Annotated in this window: 19 protein-coding genes; 14 read left to right on the top strand and 5 right to left on the bottom strand. The window is 45.0% G+C overall.

Features of this window, described 5'->3' with window-relative positions; genetic code table 11:
• The 6 genes from DWX43_RS23520 to dhaL all read left to right on the top strand — a co-directional run.
• Positions 1-998: substrate-binding domain-containing protein (locus tag DWX43_RS23520; protein WP_207666102.1), on the top strand; the 998-nt coding region annotated here is incomplete at its 5' end.
• Positions 999-1029: 31 nt separating this feature from the next.
• Complete coding sequence (locus DWX43_RS23525; RefSeq protein WP_118622236.1) at positions 1030-2556, top strand: sugar ABC transporter ATP-binding protein; 1527 nt, start codon at positions 1030-1032, stop codon at positions 2554-2556.
• A complete protein-coding gene (locus DWX43_RS23530; protein WP_118622238.1) occupies positions 2553-3530 on the top strand; it encodes an ABC transporter permease in 978 nt (325 codons plus the stop codon). Before DWX43_RS23525 ends, DWX43_RS23530 begins: the two co-directional genes overlap by 4 nt.
• A 2-nt stretch (positions 3531-3532) precedes the next feature.
• The gene (locus DWX43_RS23535; protein WP_118622240.1) at positions 3533-4348 is read left to right on the top strand and encodes a hypothetical protein; all 816 of its coding nucleotides are present in this window, start codon (positions 3533-3535) and stop codon (positions 4346-4348) included.
• Positions 4349-4377: 29 nt separating this feature from the next.
• Positions 4378-5409 carry a dihydroxyacetone kinase subunit DhaK gene (locus DWX43_RS23540; protein WP_118622242.1) on the top strand — a complete coding sequence of 344 codons (1032 nt, stop codon included), beginning with the start codon at positions 4378-4380 and terminating at the stop codon, positions 5407-5409.
• 21 nt (positions 5410-5430) lie between these two features.
• On the top strand, positions 5431-6069 hold the full coding sequence (dhaL, locus tag DWX43_RS23545) for a dihydroxyacetone kinase subunit DhaL (protein WP_118622244.1): 639 nt from the start codon (positions 5431-5433) through the stop codon (positions 6067-6069).
• Positions 6070-6143: 74 nt separating this feature from the next.
• Here dhaL and glgB read toward each other — a convergent pair whose 3' ends face one another.
• A complete protein-coding gene (gene glgB, locus DWX43_RS23550) occupies positions 6144-7934 on the bottom strand; it encodes a 1,4-alpha-glucan branching protein GlgB (protein ID WP_118622246.1) in 1791 nt (596 codons plus the stop codon).
• 169 nt (positions 7935-8103) lie between these two features.
• On the opposite strand from glgB, the gene DWX43_RS23555 reads away from it, so the two are divergent.
• Positions 8104-8631 (top strand): TetR/AcrR family transcriptional regulator, encoded by a 528-nt coding sequence (locus DWX43_RS23555; RefSeq protein ID WP_118622248.1) that lies wholly within the window; start codon positions 8104-8106, stop codon positions 8629-8631.
• A 36-nt stretch (positions 8632-8667) separates the two neighbouring features.
• Here the strand turns inward: DWX43_RS23555 and DWX43_RS23560 are convergent, their stop codons facing one another.
• Positions 8668-10623, bottom strand: a complete 1956-nt coding sequence (locus tag DWX43_RS23560) for a TIM-barrel domain-containing protein (RefSeq protein ID WP_118622250.1) — start codon at positions 10621-10623, stop codon at positions 8668-8670.
• A gap of 184 nt (positions 10624-10807) precedes the next feature.
• On the opposite strand from DWX43_RS23560, the gene DWX43_RS23565 reads away from it, so the two are divergent.
• The 3 genes from DWX43_RS23565 (at position 10808) to DWX43_RS23575 (ending at position 12438) form a co-directional block, all read left to right on the top strand.
• A complete protein-coding gene (locus DWX43_RS23565; protein WP_118622252.1) occupies positions 10808-11701 on the top strand; it encodes an AraC family transcriptional regulator in 894 nt (297 codons plus the stop codon).
• A gap of 151 nt (positions 11702-11852) precedes the next feature.
• Entirely contained in the window at positions 11853-12236 is a 384-nt protein-coding gene (locus tag DWX43_RS23570) for a DUF3796 domain-containing protein (protein ID WP_118622254.1), read from the top strand.
• A gap of 1 nt (position 12237) precedes the next feature.
• A complete protein-coding gene (locus DWX43_RS23575) occupies positions 12238-12438 on the top strand; it encodes a helix-turn-helix transcriptional regulator (protein ID WP_109732858.1) in 201 nt (66 codons plus the stop codon).
• Between the two features lie 78 nt (positions 12439-12516).
• Here the strand turns inward: DWX43_RS23575 and DWX43_RS23580 are convergent, their stop codons facing one another.
• The 3 genes from DWX43_RS23580 to DWX43_RS23590 all read right to left on the bottom strand — a co-directional run bounded on the left by DWX43_RS23580 (position 12517) and on the right by DWX43_RS23590 (position 14452).
• Positions 12517-13104, bottom strand: coding sequence for a zf-HC2 domain-containing protein (locus DWX43_RS23580; RefSeq protein ID WP_118622256.1), 588 nt, complete (start codon positions 13102-13104; stop codon positions 12517-12519).
• The gene (locus DWX43_RS23585) at positions 13094-13582 is read right to left on the bottom strand and encodes a sigma-70 family RNA polymerase sigma factor (RefSeq protein ID WP_118622258.1); all 489 of its coding nucleotides are present in this window, start codon (positions 13580-13582) and stop codon (positions 13094-13096) included. Before DWX43_RS23585 ends, DWX43_RS23580 begins: the two co-directional genes overlap by 11 nt.
• A 183-nt stretch (positions 13583-13765) precedes the next feature.
• Positions 13766-14452 carry a D-lyxose/D-mannose family sugar isomerase gene (locus DWX43_RS23590; protein ID WP_118622260.1) on the bottom strand — a complete coding sequence of 229 codons (687 nt, stop codon included), beginning with the start codon at positions 14450-14452 and terminating at the stop codon, positions 13766-13768.
• Between the two features lie 287 nt (positions 14453-14739).
• Between DWX43_RS23590 and DWX43_RS23595 the strand changes: the two genes are divergently transcribed.
• The 4 genes from DWX43_RS23595 to DWX43_RS23610 all read left to right on the top strand — a co-directional run bounded on the left by DWX43_RS23595 (position 14740) and on the right by DWX43_RS23610 (position 18577).
• A complete protein-coding gene (locus DWX43_RS23595) occupies positions 14740-15384 on the top strand; it encodes a TetR/AcrR family transcriptional regulator (RefSeq protein ID WP_118622262.1) in 645 nt (214 codons plus the stop codon).
• A gap of 153 nt (positions 15385-15537) precedes the next feature.
• Positions 15538-16821, top strand: a complete 1284-nt coding sequence (locus DWX43_RS23600; protein ID WP_118622264.1) for an MFS transporter — start codon at positions 15538-15540, stop codon at positions 16819-16821.
• Between the two features lie 164 nt (positions 16822-16985).
• Positions 16986-17969, top strand: coding sequence for a diguanylate cyclase (locus DWX43_RS23605; RefSeq protein WP_118622266.1), 984 nt, complete (start codon positions 16986-16988; stop codon positions 17967-17969).
• A 17-nt stretch (positions 17970-17986) separates the two neighbouring features.
• Entirely contained in the window at positions 17987-18577 is a 591-nt protein-coding gene (locus DWX43_RS23610; protein ID WP_118622268.1) for a hydrolase, read from the top strand.
• Positions 18578-18663: the final 86 nt, after the last annotated feature.

An 18663-nucleotide genomic window follows, 5' to 3' on the forward strand; every position in this document is an offset into this window, starting at 1 on the left:
GCCTGAGCGAAGCGAAAGGAATGGATATAAGTATGAAAAAGGCAAAAAAGTGGTTTGCAGCGGCACTCGTGTTGTGTATGGTTCTGCATTTGCCCGGATGCGGTACGGGCGGAGGTGATGGCGGAGAAAGTAAAAAGGATGAGCCTGCTTCTGAAAAGAAGACGATTGGCTGTGTTCTTCTGACAAGAGAGCATGTATTCTGGAACATGATGGAAAAGGCGATCCAGAAGGAGGCAGACGCAAATGGCTACGAGGTGATTTTTTCGGACGGACAGCAGGACAGCGATACCCAATTCAGTCAGGTTCAGGATTTTATTACTCAAAAAGTAGATGCGATTATATTATCCCCGGCATCCAGCTCGGGCTCGGCTGCTGCGATTGACATGGCTGATGAGGCAGGAATCCCGGTATTTACTTTAAACTGCACGTCAGACGGAGAGCCGGTCTGTCATGTGGGTACGAATGAGATTCTGGGAGGAAAGCTGGCTGGGGAGTATGCAGCTGAATTATTAGGAGGTGCAGGAAATACAGCCATTATTACTTATGAAGAGATCGAACCTTGTGTGCAGCGGGCACAGGGATTTGAAGAGGCATTGAAGGCATATCCGGATATGAAGGTATTAACAACCGGTAATTATGCAGGGGATGCCGCGAAAGCAGCAAATGTTACACAGGATTTTATAACCCAGTATCCGGAACTGGATCTTATTTTTGCTGTTGGCGATCCGGCAGCGGTAGGTGCACTCAATACGATTAAAGCGGCAGGATCGGATATCCGTATCATTGGTTACGATGGAAATCCTGAAGGCATCGAAGCTATTAAGTCGGATACAGACGGAAAAGTATGGATTGCAGATGTGGCACAGGATCCGGACGGACAGGGCAAGGCGGTCATTGAAGCTGTTAAAAAGCATTTTGAAGGCGAAGAAGTTGATAAGACGGTATTGATTGATCCTTATATTATTGACGCAGATTATATTAAAGAAAATAATCTTTAAACCGGGGATCGGTGCTAAGCAGGAGGAAATCATGGAACGGGAACCATTTGTTAGGATGAACCAGATATGTAAGAGATTTCCCGGGGTAACTGCTCTTGACCATGTGAGCATTGATTTTTACAAGGGTGAGGTTCATGTTCTTGTCGGAGAAAACGGCGCAGGCAAATCGACTTTAATTAAAGTTCTCTCAGGAATCTATCACCCGGATGAAGGCAGCCTTATGCTGGCTGGCAGGGAAGTCAGTTTTCATACGCCGAATGAAGCGCTTAAAGCAGGTATTAGTGTGATCCATCAGGAGATGAATGTACTTCCGGACATGACTGTGGCCGAGAATATATGTCTCTGCAGGGAGCCGTTAAAAAAGAAATTATTTATCAATGGCAGGAAAATGAATGACATGGTGGATTCTTACCTAAAAGACATTGGAGCTGATTTCCATGCGGAAGACTATGTAAGAGATTTAAGTACGGCACAGATGCAGGTTATGGAGATTGTCCGCGCCGTATCACAGGAGGCAGGGATTGTTGTAATGGATGAGCCAACAGCATGCCTGTCAGAAAAAGAAACCATGTCCCTGTTCCGCATTATCTCACAGTTGAAAGAAAAAGGGGTCTGTATTATTTATATTTCCCATCGGATGCAGGAAATATTTGAAATAGGGGACATGGTGACTGTCTTAAAGGACGGCCGGTTAATTAAGACAATGCCGATGTATGCCAGTGATGCGGATATGCTGATCAGGCTAATGGTTGGACGGGAAATTAAGGGAAGTGTTAGGAATCATAGAGAGATAGAAAAGAAACCAGTACTGGAAGTGAAGGGACTTGGTAAGAAAGGCTGTTTTCAAAACATCTCATTTCAGTTATACCAGTCAGAAATATTATGCATTTCAGGATTAGTCGGTTCAGGACGAACGGAGCTGCTGAGATGTATCTTTGGAGCCGACCCATATGATGCAGGAGAGATCTTTGTAAAAGGGAAAAAAGTAGAGTTCAGGCGCCCGCAAAATGCAATTGAGCATGGGATCGGGCTGGTGCCTGAGGAGAGAAGGAGCCAGGGAATTATCATTGAGCAGAATGTACGGGAAAATATTTACCTGACCAATTTAAAGAGACACAGAAGAGGGATTTTTATTGATAATAAATGGGCAGGGGATACGGCCCGGAAATACATCGGACAGATGAGAATCAAAACTCCATCGATGGAAACGGCAGTTAAAACATTGAGCGGAGGGAACCAGCAGAAGATTGTCATTGCAAAATGGCTTGCCGCTGATGTAGAGATATTACTTTTGGATGAACCGACAAGAGGAATAGATGTGAATGCAAAAGCAGAAATTTACGAACTGTTAAATGCTTTTACAGAAAAAGGCGGCAGTATCCTAATGGTATCGTCAGAACTTCCGGAGGTGCTTAACACAAGTGACAGGGTTATCGTCATAAGAGAAGGCAGACTTTCAGGGGAATTGCTGGCACAGGAAGCCACGGAAGAAGGAATTATGCGTTATGCCAGCTTTTCAGAAGAGGAAATCAGCAGGAAAGGGGGTGGACAGGCATGAAAGGAAAGGTTGGCAGATTTTTAAAAAGCAATGTTCTGATCGTGTTCCTTGTAATTTTAGTAGTTGTTATTACTGTTCAGGTGCCGAGGTTTTTAACGATTTCCAATGTCACCAATGTTCTGATACAAATTTCAATTAATGCACTGATTGCAACAGGGATGACTTTTGTTATCTTAACCGGGGGAATTGACCTTTCAGTCGGCGCAGTGGCAGCATTGGCGGGGATTTGTGTGACATATATGATTAAAAAAGTGCCTTCGCCGTCATTTGAGACCAGTATTTTGTTCATTATTGGTATTAGTATTATTGTGGGATTTGCATGTGGTATGCTGACTGCACTGGCTGTGTCAAAGTTTGATGTCACTCCGTTTATTGCAACTCTTGCAGTGCAGTCCATTGCACGCGGAGTTTGTTATGTAATCACGAACAGTACGCCGATATTTCAGCTCCCGGAATCTTTTAACCGTTTCGGGCAGGGCAGAATTTTGGGGAAGGTCCCTATCCTGGTACTGGTTATGATCCTCGTTATGGTGATTTCCGCAGTTGTGCTTCGGAAGACGCCTTATGGAAGAAAGGTATATGCAATTGGAAATAATGAGGAAGTGGCATATTTAAGCGGGGTAAACATTGCCTACGTGAAGTCGTCGGTCTATGTTATATCGGCAATTTTGTCTGCACTGGCAGGGTGCTGTCTTGCATCAAAACTAGGAACGGGCCAGCCGGGCGCGGCCAACGGCTATGAACTGGATGCGGTGGCAGCAGTTGTTATGGCAGGTACAAGCCTTCTGGGAGGCAAAGGTGGAATTGAAAAGACTGTTATTGGTGTTATTACAATTGGGGTGATTAATAATGGCCTGAATCTGATGCAGGTCGGTTCATATTGGCAGACCATTATTATGGGAATTATTATTTTATTAGCAGTTATACTGGATCAAACACAAAATAAGAATGGAGGAAATGGCAGCAGGAAGTAAGCATGTCAGAAATGGGTATGAAAAAACGTTGGAATAATATTTTTGAATCAGACGGAAAGGCGTTCATTTTAGCAATGGACCATGCAGCGGTAACAAGAGCAGGACAAAAGACAATTAAGGACCCGGGAAAAGTAATTAAGGAGGTAATTGACGGTGGTGCCGATGCGGTATTTACTACATGTGGAGTAGCTTCTGCTTATCCGGATGCGTTTGGCAATGCCGGTCTCCTGCTCAGGGTGGATATAGGGACAACGGAAAAACATCCGTCCGGTAAATTTTTTCAGAATGTTCTGGAGACGGCTTCTGTCGAGGATGCATTGAAACTGGGGGCAGACGGAATTTTATGTATGGGATTTACCCATCAGGAAGATGAACCGGAATTTCTTGCGAGAGTTTCCAGATTATCAGCAAAGTGCAGGGAATGGGGCGTTGTTCTTGGCGTAGAAGTCATGCCGGGTGGTTTTCCCGGAGCGCCTGAAGGGCTGCATACTGCTGAAGAAATTGGATTTACTGCAAGAGCTTTTGCCGAACAAGGGGCAGACTTTATCAAGGCTCCATATACAGGAAGTGTCGAGGAATACAAGAAAAATGTAGTAGATTGCTGTTACAGGCCGATTCTTGTTCTGGGCGGAGGCGAGAGCAGGACGGATGAGTGTCTTCTTCAGATGGTACATGATTCTGTGGAGGCCGGGTGCAAAGGTGTTATGATTGGAAGGGCTGTTTTTGAACATCAGAATGTAACAGGCATTACGAAAGCTATATGTGGTATCTTACATAAGGGATGGAGTGTAGAGGAAGCATTGAAGACAATGGATTAGAGCAGGATTCTTAACAGAGGAGGAAGAGTATGGAGAACAGAATTCGTATCATAGGAGATACAGACGACATTATCTTAGAAGAAATGGAAGGCGTCGTTCTGGAAAATCCTTCTCTTTATGAGTATCTGCCTCAGTACAGATGTATTGCCGTAAAGGAAAGAAAACAAGACAAGGTAGTTGTTCTTGCCAATAACGGAGGCGGTGCAGAGCCAATGTTTGCAGGGCTTGCAGGGGAAGGCATGGCGGATGCTGTGTGTACAGGACATCTGTTCTCGGCGCCGTCTGCCTACCATATCTATGAATCCGCAAAATACATTTATGCTGGAAAAGGGGTCCTCTTGCTGACTGGAAATTTTACAGGGGACTTCCTGAATAATGATCTGGCAGCAGAATTGCTAGAGATAGAGGGATATCAGGCCAGATGCGTATATGTACGGGATGATATCGGTGCAGCAGGAAAGGATCACAAGGAAAGGAGAGGCGGTATAGGAGGAATGCTGTGGGTCTTGAAGATGGCCAGCGCCGCCGCTTCTATGGGACTTGATCTCGATGAAGTGGAAAATATAGCGAGAATTGCGGCAGACCATATCTATACGCTTCCTATTGTATTTGATACGGGATATCTTCCAGTTACGGGAACCCCTATGTTCCAGATGCCTGTACGGGACCATATCGAGTTTGGTATGGGATTTAACGGCGAACCGGGCTTTCTGTCAATGAAAATGCCAAAGGCAGGGGAATTGGCAGAAAAAATTCTTACCCTTCTTCTGGATGAATTTGAGGCCGGAGAACAGGATCATGTATGTTTGATGGTGAATAGCTTAGGATCACTCGGATTTCTGGATTTACATGTACTGGAAGGTAAGATAATCAAAGGTTTAAGAAGCCGGGATATTTCTGTTTATGATGCTATTTCAGGATGGTATTCCCCTATTCAGGGGATGGGGGGAATTACTGTGACTCTGCTGCATATGGTGCCGGAGCTGAAACCATATTATGATTATCCGGCCTATACACCGTTTTATATGAAAAGAAGTCCAAGTATACAGAGAGATGTTTGAGTGTAAAAGGCAGGGTGTGATATGAAAAAGGCATTAACAATAGAAGAGACACAAAGGGCAGTCTGCAGGATGAGTGAGGCAATTATTGAAAATGAGCCTTATCTGACTGAACTGGATCAGAAAATTGGAGACGGGGATCATGGGATTAATATGAAACTGGGGTTTACAAGCGTAAAAGATACATTATTATCTCATACATATGACAGTATCAATCAGGTTTTCTATGAAACCGGGATAGCCCTGATTAAGTCAATGGGAGGTGCATCTGGTGTTATATTCGGAACTTTATTTATCGGCGGAATGAAGGATATGCCAGCGGCCGATGTACTGGATGCAAAATTTCTGGCAGATTATATGGAGCATTCACTACAGTCGATACAGAGAAGGGGAAAAGCTGAGTTTGGTCAGAAGACGATGCTGGACGCACTAGGTCCGGCTGTAAAAGCTTTGGAAAAGTATCGGGATGAACCGCTTGAAAAAGCGTTGGAGGCAGCGTCAGAAGCAGCGTGTAAAGGTGCCGGGGATACCAGAAACATGATTCCAGGAGCAGGGCGTTCCAGACAATACGCGGAAAAGGCATTAGGGCATGCTGATTCAGGGGCTGTGTCAACAGCAATACTTTTTGAGGCGTTTTATAAGTGCGTAAGTAAAGAAATGTAGAATTACGGGAAAAGGCAGATGCAGTAGAGCACCCGCCTTTTTCTTCTTTCCTATATAAAATTATGCTGAAAAACTTATTTTAAATCTAGCAGTTTTCCAGAAAATGCAGGCATTTTCAGAACAGCCTTTCCGTTTTTGATCTTCCAGCTTTGGCCTTTTTTATAATTAGTTTCTCCGCCATAGCAGTCCATATCGCTTGCTATCAGCAGTTTCAGTTCGTGTCCTTCCCCAACTGGTAATTCATAATCTTCGATATCTTCCCCGGAGAAATTGAATACTGCGGCGGTTTTTTCTTTTCCGTCGGAGCGCATGAAGGCATAGATGGCCTTTTCCTCCTGATGGCAGTCGAGCCACTGGAAGCCGGACCTGTCAAAGTCAAGAGCGGACAGGGACGGATGCTCCAGATAAAGCTTGTTGAGTGACTGAATGTAATGGTGGAAGGCATCATGAAGGGGATACTTGAGGATATCCCAGTCCAGTTCCCGTTTTTCATCCCACTCTCGGAACATGGCCAGTTCGGTTCCCATGAAGTTCAGTTTCTTTCCGGGATGCGTCATCATATAGAGGTACAGGGCCCGTGCCTGCGGGAATTTCCCGTCGTATTCACCGAACATTTTCTGGATGATGGTTGCCTTCCCGTGGACAACTTCATCGTGTGAAAACGGCAGCAGGAAATGTTCGTCATAATAATACTGCATGGAAAAGGTTAGTTTGTGATAGTCCCTGCCGCGGTAGAGCGGGTCTGTGCGGAAATATTCCAGTGTATCGTTCATCCACCCCATGTCCCATTTGTAATCAAACCCAAGACCGCCTTCTTCCGTCTTTTTTGTAACTCCTGCGTAAGCGCTGGAATCTTCTGCGGCCAGAATGACAGTCGGGTAAGTTTCCTTGATATAGCGATTCATGTTTTTCAGAAATTCGGTGGCATTTACGTTGATTCCCCGCTGGGGGTCGCCCTGCCAGTAAATGATATTGTTGATGGCATCCATGCGCAGTCCGTCGAAATGATATTCTGCAAGCCAGTAATTTGCGTTGGACTGCAGGAAACTCTGGACCTCACCTCTGGAATGGTTGAAGTTTTTGCTTCCCCAGGAGCTGACACTGACGTCGCTGTTCGGGTACTCATAAAGCTGTGTTCCGTCGAAATCAGCAAGGGCGTAGTTATCGACTGCAAAATGGACCGGAACGAAGTCCAGTATGACACCGATATCATTTAAATGACATTGATCAATAAAGTATTTCAGGTCGTTTACCGTTCCGTATCTGGAGGTGGGACTGAAATAGCCGGTGCCCTGATAGCCCCAGGAATCGTCCGAGGGGTGCTCGCTGACGGGAAGGACTTCGACATAGTTGTAACCGTATTCTTTGAGATAAGGAATGAGCAGGTCAGCCGTTTCGGCATAAGTATACCAGCCATTTTCGTCATTTTTATTCATTTTCCAGGAACCGAGGTGCATTTCATAAATATTGAGGGGACTGTTCTTGCAGTCGGTTCTTTTTTTCATCCATTTTTCATCGTGGAAGGTATAACTGTTCAGGTCACGCACAACGGAAGCGCTCTGCGGGCGGAGTTCCATTCCGTAGCCGTATGGGTCGCAGTGGTCTGTGCAGCTGCCGTCGTTTTTATAGATTCTGTACTTATACAGCATACCGTCTTTCATGTTGTCGAGCGTAATCTGCCAGAACTGGCCGTTATAAATCTTTTCCATCGGCGTTTCAGTCCAGCCATTGAACTCCCCGATCAAACCTACCTTTTGGGCCGCAGGGGCAAAGACAGTAAATACAGCTTTGTTTCCGGTGAGCCGGCATCCGAGGAATTTATAGGCATCAAATATTTTTCCCGTATAAAATCCGTAATAATCCATTCTTATCCTCCCGTACTTGTTTTTTTACTATAATAGTTTAATTGACTACCGTCGCTTTTCTTAGTACTATTATCATTATAAAGGATCTAGAGATGGAATCAATCGACAATTTTTGAAAGGAGTATGTTATTCAACGCTTTCGGGATATTGTTGAATAACTGTGGAGTCTATGGACTTAAGAGTGAAGAAGACAAGAAACAGCATTATCAATGCATTTATTGAACTGCGCTCAAAAAAGGAGCTGGAACGGATTACGATAAAAGAGCTGGCAGAGCTGGCCTGTATAAACAAAGCCACCTTCTACCAGCATTATAAGGACATCTATGATTTATCGGAAAAATTAGAGATGGAAGTGCTCACTTCGGCAATCCAGGATATGAACCATCCAGAAAATCTTATCTCAGACCCGCGGGAGGGTGTCATGGAAATTGCAAATGCCATTCTTTCCCGGCGCCCGATGCTCGACATCCTGTATTCCGGCACGAGAAGGCCGCTGCTTGTGGACCGTCTGGAACAGCTTCTGAAAGAAGTGATATACAGTAACTGTCCGGAATATCAGGGCGATCTGGAAAAGGACCTGCTGTTTACCGTCCTGATTCAGGGCACGTTCCGTGCCTTCGAACAGCATATGAACGATGAAAACGAGAAAGTATTGGAGATACTCGCAAACATCAGCGAAAATATGCTGCGGAGTTGAATTTTAAGAATATTCTGAAAACGGACTGCAAAGGGGTCAGACCCCTTTGCAGATTCCATCGTCTTCATAAAGTGCATATTCGCCGTCAGGATATCCGATTGTTTGTTTTGTGCCCATATCGATTTTTTCTACGCATTCTGCTGCATCGACTATTGGTATGTTTTTTCCGCTGCGGATGAATAAGGAAACTTCGTTTAGTGCTATTTCTACATAATGGTGGCCCTTTGGCAGTTCTTTCTCGGAGATGTTTCCGTCCGGAAGGAATTTTATGAACTTCATGTTTTCCGGGAGGTAGACGTATCTTCCGGCGGCATTCTGGGTGTAGACGGGGGCGATCATGATTTCGTTTCCGATCATGAGCTGGTCCTCGACCTGTTTTGCCATTGCATCTTCCGGGTATTCGAATGCGAGCGGCTTAAAATACATATCGTCGTTTAAGGCGGCCTTCATGTATTCGCTGTAAAGGTATGGCAGCAGGCGGTAGCGGACGGAGATTACATGCCGGAAATCTTCGATGTTTTCAAATTGGTAGCATTCCTGCTCTCTTGTCCCGAGTGCGGCGTGGTTGCGCATGAGCGGTGTGAATACGCCGAGCGCCAGCCAGCGAAGGACTAAGTCTCTTGTCGTATCGGAACCGAAACCGCCTAAGTCAGCCCCTGTATAGAGGAAACCGCACATGTTGAGGGACGGCATCATTTTCAGGTTCAGAAGGATGTGTGACCACCAGGACTGGTTGTCGCCGGTCCAGATTCCGCCGTAACGGTGCATTCCTATGTAGGAGGAGCGGGAGAACATCAGGATTCTCTTGTCAGGAACGATTTTTTCAAACGCTTCTGATGCCGCGCGGGTCATGTTGAAGCCGTACAGGTTGTGGACCTTGTCATGGCGGATTTTCTTTCCGTTAACCTCATGGTAGAAACGTTTGTAATCGTCCGGATTATTGGCGAGGCCGATCACCTTGTCATTGAGGAGGAAGCCCGGTACTTCATCCTCTTTTTCAAGCAGGTCTTTAAAATAGCTCTTCAGGTCATCGACTCCTTCGGGAGTGCAGAAGATTGCCGGTTCATTCATATCGTTCCAGAATCCGTCGATTCCCTGGGAGATCAGTCTTTCATACTTGCTTCCGAACCATGCGCGGGCATCAGGATTCAGGACATCCGGAAAATGTGTCCAGCCCGGCCATACTGCGGCTACAAATTCACTTCCGTCTTCCCGTTTGCAGAAGTAACCTTTTTCTTTTCCTTCCTCATAAATATCGTATCCTTCCTCAATCTTGACACCTGCGTCAATGATAGGGATCAGATGGATATTCTCCGCCTTCATTTCATCTACAAATCCTTTAAAGTCAGGGAAGTTTTCCTTGTTTACAGTAAAATCTTTATAATTGTCCATGTAGTCGATGTCCATATACAGCATATCAATTGGGATGTGGTTTTCGCGGTATCCCTTTACTACATTTTTAAAATCTTCTTCGGTTGTATATCCCCAGCGGCTTTGTCCGAATCCGAATGCAAACTTTGGCGGGATATAGCTCTGGCCGATGATTTTACGGAACTGTTTTACAATATCATAGGCGTTGTCACCATCGATGACATACAGGTCAAGGTCCGCATCTTCGCAGCTGATTTCCAGCCGGTTCTGCCTTGTATAGCCGATGTCAAACCGCATTGCGCCGGGGTAGTCGAGAAAAAGACCGAAGGTTTCCTGTCCGGAAACGATGATGAAATTGTGTGCGCCGTATAAGGAATTCTTGTTTTCGGTGTGATTAGGGTCGTCGCTGCAATTGCTGATATAGAGAAAACCTCTCTTGTTAATGCCTCTGTTGGCCTCGCCCAGACCATACACGATGTCTTCCTCCTCCATTTCGCAGGTGAAATGAAAACCGTTATTTAAGGAAATGCTGCCGTGTTTCGGGGAGCCTGAAGCAGGTTCTAAGGCTTCGGTAACTGCCCCGGTTTCAAATGGACTTCCATATACATACTTCTGAATCATTTTCGTGACCTCCTGATATACAATCTGTATTACTGTTTACAGGCACGCCTGTAACACTTTTTTATCAGTATAAGAAAAAAAGATTGAAATATCTTGCATTATTACTTAAAATAATAACACAATATTGAGGTTGTGGAAAATCTGCGTATGTTTCTTAAATGCGTGCAGAGACGGGAGGATTTATATGAATAAGGATCATTCTCTGGAAGAAGATGTCAGGCACGGCACACAGGAGCGGCCATTGACGGCCATGCATTTTACCACCGGGCCGGGAACGATTTACCCGGAACATTTTTATGTCGAGAGACACTGGCATCATAATATTGAGATCTTAAAGGCTATAAAAGGAAGTTTTTTAGTCGAGCTGAACCTTGAAAATTTTATTTTGCAAGAGGGGGAGATAGGTTTTATAAACAGTGGCGAGCTCCATCAGATAGAGGGAACCGGACAGGATACCGTGCATGACGTTCTTATTTTTAACCCTCATATACTAGAGTTTACTTATCAGGATGAATTTCAGAAAGAGTTTGCCGCACCGCTGCTCGCACATATTTCTTCGCTTCCTAGAGTGATCGGGCCGCGGGATGGGATATACAGGAAGATATCGAAATTGTTTGATCAGGCGGCGAAGTGTGGACTGGAAGAAAATGAGGGGTGGTATTTCCGGGCAAAGCTCTTTTTGCTTGAAATGATGTATGAACTGGACAGGAACCGCAGGATGGTGGCGGCAGCGAGTGTTCTGAATGCATCGGAGAAGGAGCGGATTGACCGGTATAAAAAGATTGTTTCCTATGTGGAGAAGCATTATATGGAGAAGATTACTCTGGAACAGCTGGCCGGGGAGGCGCAGTGTAACCCGCAGTACCTCTGCCATTTCTTTAAGGAGATAGCAAATATTTCGCCTGTTCAGTATCTCATCGGATACCGCATAGAAAAGGCAAAGGAGATGCTCGAGGATACGACCAAAACAGTGCTGGAGGTGAGCCTGGACTGCGGATTTGAAAATGTGAGTTATTTCATCCGGCAGTTTAAGCGGGCGGCAGGAATTACTCCGCGGGAGTACCGGAAACAGCTGTAGAAAATAAAAGATAAGAGTTTGTGATTTGCTATTGACTTTTACTTTCTTATGTTATATATTTATAACAACAAATGTGATATATTTATAACACAAAGGCGCTGCAAAGAGAGCACAGTAAGATGCGGCAGGCCTGTCAGGAGGAGGGATTAGTATGGCAAAAGCGAAAAAACATAATCCACTGTCTTATTTAGGATGGCTTGGGCTGGTCGGTGTAGTGGGGATCAATACAGGAGACTGGCTGCTGCAGCTGTTTCTGATTTATTTCTTTTTCTTCATTTACACGAATATGCCAGCTGATGAGTTGTTTTGGATGAATGTAAGAAAAGCGGGGTTCAGGGCGTTTATTTTTGAAGTGGCAGCCAATAGTCTTATATTGGTTATCGTTGCGGTTCTCGAACATATAAAGTATATTTCGGCTGACATGGTTACGCTGGTTATGAGGCTGTATCTCATCAGTTTTGTGGCAGCGATGGCAATTTTCATTGTTATGCTCTGGCAGATCAACCGGCAGGAAAGAAAATATATGGAGGAGTAGGATGCTAAAGACAAAGATAAAAGAATACCGGCTGGCATTCGACTTAAGCCAGACAGATCTGGCGGAACGGGTGGGGGTCAGACGCGAGACGATCGGGCATTTGGAAAACGGACGTTATAATCCGTCATTGAAGCTGGCGATGGATATTGCCCGGATCTTTCAGGTTACAGTAGAAGAACTGTTTGAATTCGAGGATGAGTGAAACTGACTGAAACAACGAATATTTTCTCCATGAAACAGAAGCGCCCTGTATCAAGCGGTACGGGCGCTCTGTTTGTGGTTATTTGTTTTTTTCCTGAATTAGTTCTCCGTTTTCGAAGTACAGGATTTTGTTTTTAAACTCGAGTGTCCATTTGCACGGGGAATCTTTCGTCCCGAGTTCATCTTCCCATCCCATGCTGTCACTCTCATTGTTCAAAATCCGTGTAGCTGACAGTACTTTAAAGTAAGTACCGTTACGATTTGTTTCACCGGAAAAGACTATTTCGTGTCCCGGTTTTATGGTCATCTGGAGATAGGCCTTGTTTTCTCTTGTGCCGTAGCTTAATGTTATATCCTCATATTTTACTTCACCGTAGGTACGGGGAAGCAGTACGAAAATAGCAAGCAGCAGTACTGCGGCGGCGCCCGCGCAGGCGGCTGTGATTCTGTGTTTCCTTTTTTTCTTTATCTTCTTTATCAGGCCGGCATCTTCGATCTCCTCTTCCGATACGGCTTTAGCTTCAGGAATTTCGCCCTTCATTTCCAGATAGTAGATTCTGCATTCTTTACAACTTTTCAGATGTTTTTCGATTTCCCTGTTACTTTCTTCGCTTGTCAGACCGTCGATATACAGCGGGAGCAGGTCCCGGATCAGTTCACATTTCATAATGGCTCTCCTTTCTGATTTTCTGTTTGCCCCGGTAAAATGTTACACGTGCCCAGTTTTCGTCTCTGCCCAGAATTTCCCCGATTTCCTTAAAACTGAAATTCCCGTTTAGCCTTAAATACATGACTTCTCTCATCGGCTCTTCGAGGGCGTGAAGCAGCTTGTACAATTGAATCGTATCCATTTTCTGAATTGCGGCTGATTCCGGTGGCTGCTTTGGAGAGGGGATATCTTCTGTTAGTTCCGTGAGGTTTTCTCTCCCTCTTTGCTTCAATTCTCTGCACCACAGATGCTTCGCGATCTGGCATAGCCAGACATAAAGCTTACAGTCCCCACGGAAACTTTCTATGGACTTCACGGCCTGGAAGAAGGTTTCCTGTGTCAGTTCTTCTGTCAGCTGGGTGTCATGGCAAAGGCTAAACAGATATTTATATACCTGTGGCATATATTTCTTATAAATCTGTTCCATGTCTTTCATGTCCTACCTCCTTGCCTATAAGTGTCCTTGAAAAGTAATTCGTTACAACTTTTTTATTTTAATTTTCCAGCTGCATTGAAGTGCTGCCACCTGATGGTGGGCTTCTATGTGGTCCATACATTCAAAGAAAAATAGTAAAAGCCCGCCTGTGCTCCTGATACACAGGCGGGCCTTAAAAACTTCTTAATCCGCATTAGGATATTCGTTACAAAGCAGCCGGTAGGCCTCTTCATCCTCTTCGATCTCCGGGAAACGTCCGATCTCTTTATTATAGAAGAAGTTATCGTTATCGTCATCATTGCACATAGAAACTTCACCCAGAAGCACCGGGCCGCCCGTCTCAGGTACTATAAAATTATGGTACATATACGGTGTGATCGTAATGCTTTGTCCCGGATGCAGGCAGACTTTTGTTCCGGCAGGTACGGATTCTGTCTTCCCGTCCGAACATACGACAACATCCGTATCCAGCATTTTTTCATCCGGTGTACCGTTATATACGGTTATGTATACATCGTTGCCGCCCCGGTTGATAATATCCTCCATCTTACTTACATGAAAATGCATGGCCGCTGTCTGGCCTTCGTATAACATCAGGAGCTTTTCGGCATATGTTTTTTTATATTTCTCAGGCATCTTCAGGTTGCCGTTTCGGATTGTGAATAGTGAGAAGCCGATCTCGTCAAATCTGCCAAGACCAAAGTCTGTAATATCCCACCCTAATTTATTGTCGCGGATCTCATCATATTCATGGCCGGTGCTGTGCCAGTCTTCAGGCGTCCAGCAGGCAAAGGGCGGCATTTCAAATCCATGCGCTTTTATCAGGCTTTCCATGTCCTTGATGACCTGGTTGATTCGGGAACGTTTCATACGGGTAATCCTCCTTGATTTACATTTTGTATTCAGACAATATCATTTCGGTTTGTCGGCCTGCATAGCTCTTATAATAATTGAAAGGTCCTTCCCTTCCGGCCGCTTGCAGATGCTTTTCTCATTTTATCATATTATACAGTTTTTATGTCACTGGAAATGCTAATTTCATTAATTCCAAAAGCCGGGGTCTGACATAAGTTACATACACAATGTATTTATTACTTGACAAGGCCGGAACCATCTGTTAAGTTAAACATACAAACTGTATGTAAAGAGGTGATAATATGCCGAGAAATAAATATCCGGAAGAGACGGTTCAGAAGATTCTGGAGGTTTCTATGAAGCTATTTATGGAAAAAGGCTATGAGAATACGACCGTGCTTGATATCGTAGACAACTTGGGAGGGTTGACGCGTGGGGCTTTTTACCATCATTTCAAGTCAAAGGAGGAAGTGATTGATGCCCTGACGGATCAGATGTTTCGTGAAAACAATCCGTTTGAGAAGGTGAAACAGCAAAAGGAGCTGAACGGGCTTCAGAAACTGCAGCAGATCATAAAGGACACTACGGTGGAGACGGATTATCGTAAATTGAGCGGGCAGGCCGTATATCTGTTGGAGAATCCGAAGTTTTTAGCCGAGTTTATCGAGAGTAACCGGGATGTGCTTGTTCCTGCGTATCAGGAACTGATCGAGGAAGGCATCCGGGATGGGTCTGTGAAGTGCAGGCATCCGAAGCAGATTGCTGAATTATTTACTTTTCTGACCAATTTCTGGATGGTGCCGACCATATTTCCTTTTACCAGGGAAGAAGGGCTTGCAAGGCTGGAGATGGTAAAAGATCTGAGTGCCTTTCTGGGGGTCCCGCTCTTGGATGATGAAACTTTTGCCCGGCTGGAGACAGTTCTTGAGACTGCAGGGGAAGAGTGATAAGGAGTCCTGCGGTCAGGAACCGCATTGCAGCGTAAGAATTATATGTTGCAGTGCGTCCTCCTCGGCATCGTGAATATTCAAACAAGCCAGGCAATATTTTTTTAACTAAATACATACATACAACATGTATAAATAATAGGAGGAAATTTTATGAGTCAAATGAAAACAAATACAGAGGGAAAATTATTCAGCAGAAATTTTACCCTTCTGGTCTTTGGGCAGGTAAGTTCTCTGTTTGCCAATACGATCCTCAGGTTTGCGTTATCCATGTATATACTTGATCTGACGGGTTCTGCGTCTATATTTGCAGGGCTTCTGGCGGTCTCCATGATTCCTACGGTGATACTGTCCCCGTTTGGCGGTGTTCTGGCCGACCGGGCCAACCGGAGAAACATTATGGTGGGACTTGATTTTCTGTCAGGGGTAATCGCTGTGTTTACGATGCTTACGATTCGCGAATCCAATGCTGTTATCATTGTAGGAACGGCGCTGACTGCATACTCCATACTTGCGGCATTCGAATCCCCGACTGTGCAGGCCGCGGTGCCACAAATGCAGACAGGGGACAACATCATCAAGGCGAATGCGGTTGTCAACCAGGTGGCGGCACTGGCTGCGCTGGTCGCCCCGTTTATCGGGAGCGCATGCTATACTGCTTTCGGTGTAAAAACAGTTCTTGCTGTCAGTGTCCTTGGATTTTTCCTGACTGCATTTCTGGAAATTTTTATCAGACTCCCGTTTACAAAAGAAACTCTTCATGAGAGCTGGATACGTGTAATAAGAAACGATTTCAAAATCAGTTTCAGCTTTATTACAAGAGAAAGGCCCGAGATCATGAAGATCCTCCTTGCAGCATCGGCAATCAGTTTTTTCATCATGGGAACGGTAAACGTAGGCATGCCCTTTATGATACGGACGATTCTGGGACTGAATGCGGAATATGCGGGGGCGGCGGAAAGCGTTTGCGGTCTTACAGCTATTTTAGGGAGTGTCATTGTAGGAGTCGCCGCAGGCCGGCTGAAGGCTGATAAGATGTATCAATACCCTTTAGCAGTGGGGATATGTATGATTCCAATGGGAATGGGGTTTTTGCTTGATAATGAAAAAATGATTTACCTGATTATTTTACTCTCAATTGCAGTTATGCAGGTACTGGTCAGCATTTTTTCCATTTATTGCGTATCACTGATTCAGCAGAGGACACCGAATGAGCTGCTGGGAAAGGTGATGGCATATGTTGCAACAGTGACCTTGTGTGCACAGCCGCTTGGGCAGGTTATATATGGCGTACTCTTTGATGCATTCAGAAATAATGTGATGTGGATTATGGTCGGATCGGCTGTATGTATCATTCTGCTAAGTGTAGCTGCCAGACCGGCCTTTTTGGGGATAAAAGATCTGGAACAGGGGGAGGGAAACCTGAATATGGAATAATGCGGAGGCATCGGAGTATTCGGTTCAAAGGGGTCAGACCCTTTTGCGGACCGTTTTCAGAATTTTCTGAAATTAAGGCTGGAAATGCAGACAGAAATAAAGTCGACAATGCAGGCGTTTTTATGTTATGATGATTTCAGAATTTTAGGACACGGGAGGCGGATATGAAGGATTCGATATGCAGGGAAGCCAGCCTTTTGACTGGACGTGTGATGGAGAGTTATATATCGGGCGATCCGGTAAAGATTGAAAGCATGATTCCGTATTTTTCTCCTGATATCATTGTGATTGGAACAGGAAAGCATGAGTTTTATCATAATCTTGAATCACTTTTACAATGGCTGGAGAAGGATCAGGAAGAAGCCAGCGGGATTGAGTTTACGATCAAGAGGCAATGGTTTGAGGCGAAGCAGATTACGGAAGATGCATGTGTGGTATATGGGGAGTTTGAGGCCTGTGAGACGAATACTGAGGGAAAACAGGTGATCATCAATATGGATACGAGAATTACGGCATCGGTGCACAGAGAAGCCGATGGGAAACTGATGATTGACAGTATTCACCAGTCTGTGCCATATATTTACCAGCAGGAGGGGGAATATTACCCGAAGACGTTTGCTAATCTTGCAGAAAAGGCTCTGAAGAGAAGCGCTGTTCTGGAGAAGAGCATCCAGCTGGATTCGATGACCGGGCTGTATAACCGGCAGTATACAGAACTGCATATTAACAGGCTGCTGACAGAAGATAAAGCTGGAGGACTGATGTTTGTGATTGACCTGGATGATTTCAAGCATGTGAATGACTGCTTTGGACATCTTGCGGGGGATGAATTACTCAAGAAAGCATCCCGCATACTGGCAGACAATGTAAAGTCCCCGGAAATTGCGGGAAGGGTCGGCGGTGACGAGTTTATGATTTTTCTTCCGGGAGAAAGGACGAAGGAAGAGGGAGAAAAATTCGCGGAAAGATTGATAAGCCAGATCAGTGAGGTGCTTGGTGAGGTACAATTCGAACAAAGCTGTTCGATCGGGATTGCCTGTGCGAAAGCCCGGCAGGCAGACTTTGAAGATCTTTATTATAAGGCAGACCGGGCCCTGTACATGGCGAAAGCCTCCGGTAAAGCTAAATACTGCTGGTATCATGATTAAGAAAGGTGGAAGAGAAAATGAAAAGTAAAATCACAAGGGAAGATGCATTAGAGTTGCTTAAGAAATATAATAAAGAACCGTTTCATATTCAGCATGCACTGACGGTAGAAGGTGTAATGCGCTGGTATGCAAATGAACTTGGTTTTGCGGACGAAGATGAGTATTGGGCAATTACCGGGCTTCTCCACGATATTGATTTTGAACTTTATCCGGAAGAGCATTGCCAGAAGGCACCGGAACTGCTGAGAGAAGGCGGTGTGGGGGAGGATATGATCCGTTCCATTTGTTCACATGGATATGGGATCTGCAGTGATATCGAACCGGAGCATGAGATGGAAAAGGTATTGTTTGCCGCGGATGAGCTGACAGGGCTGATCGGTGCAGCTGCCCTGATGCGTCCTTCAAAAAGCGTAATGGATATGGAAGTATCCAGTATAAAGAAAAAATTTAAAGATAAAAGATTTGCCGCCGGATGTTCCAGAGATGTGATCCGCGAGGGCGCCCTGAAGCTTGGATGGGAATTGAACGATCTGTTTGAAAAGACCATTCTGGCGATGCGCTCCTGTGAAGAAAGTATCAGCAAAGCGATGGAAGAATATAGTGCTTAAACCACAGTTCTGCGGCCCTGCAACCTCTGGTTGACAAATTGCAATGCAGCATGTTCTTGTCAGATTTAGCAGGATGGTTTAGGGTA

The organism is Clostridium sp. AF19-22AC (assembly GCF_003479085.1).
GTDB classification, from domain to species: Bacteria; Bacillota; Clostridia; order Lachnospirales; family Lachnospiraceae; genus Faecalicatena_A; species Faecalicatena_A orotica.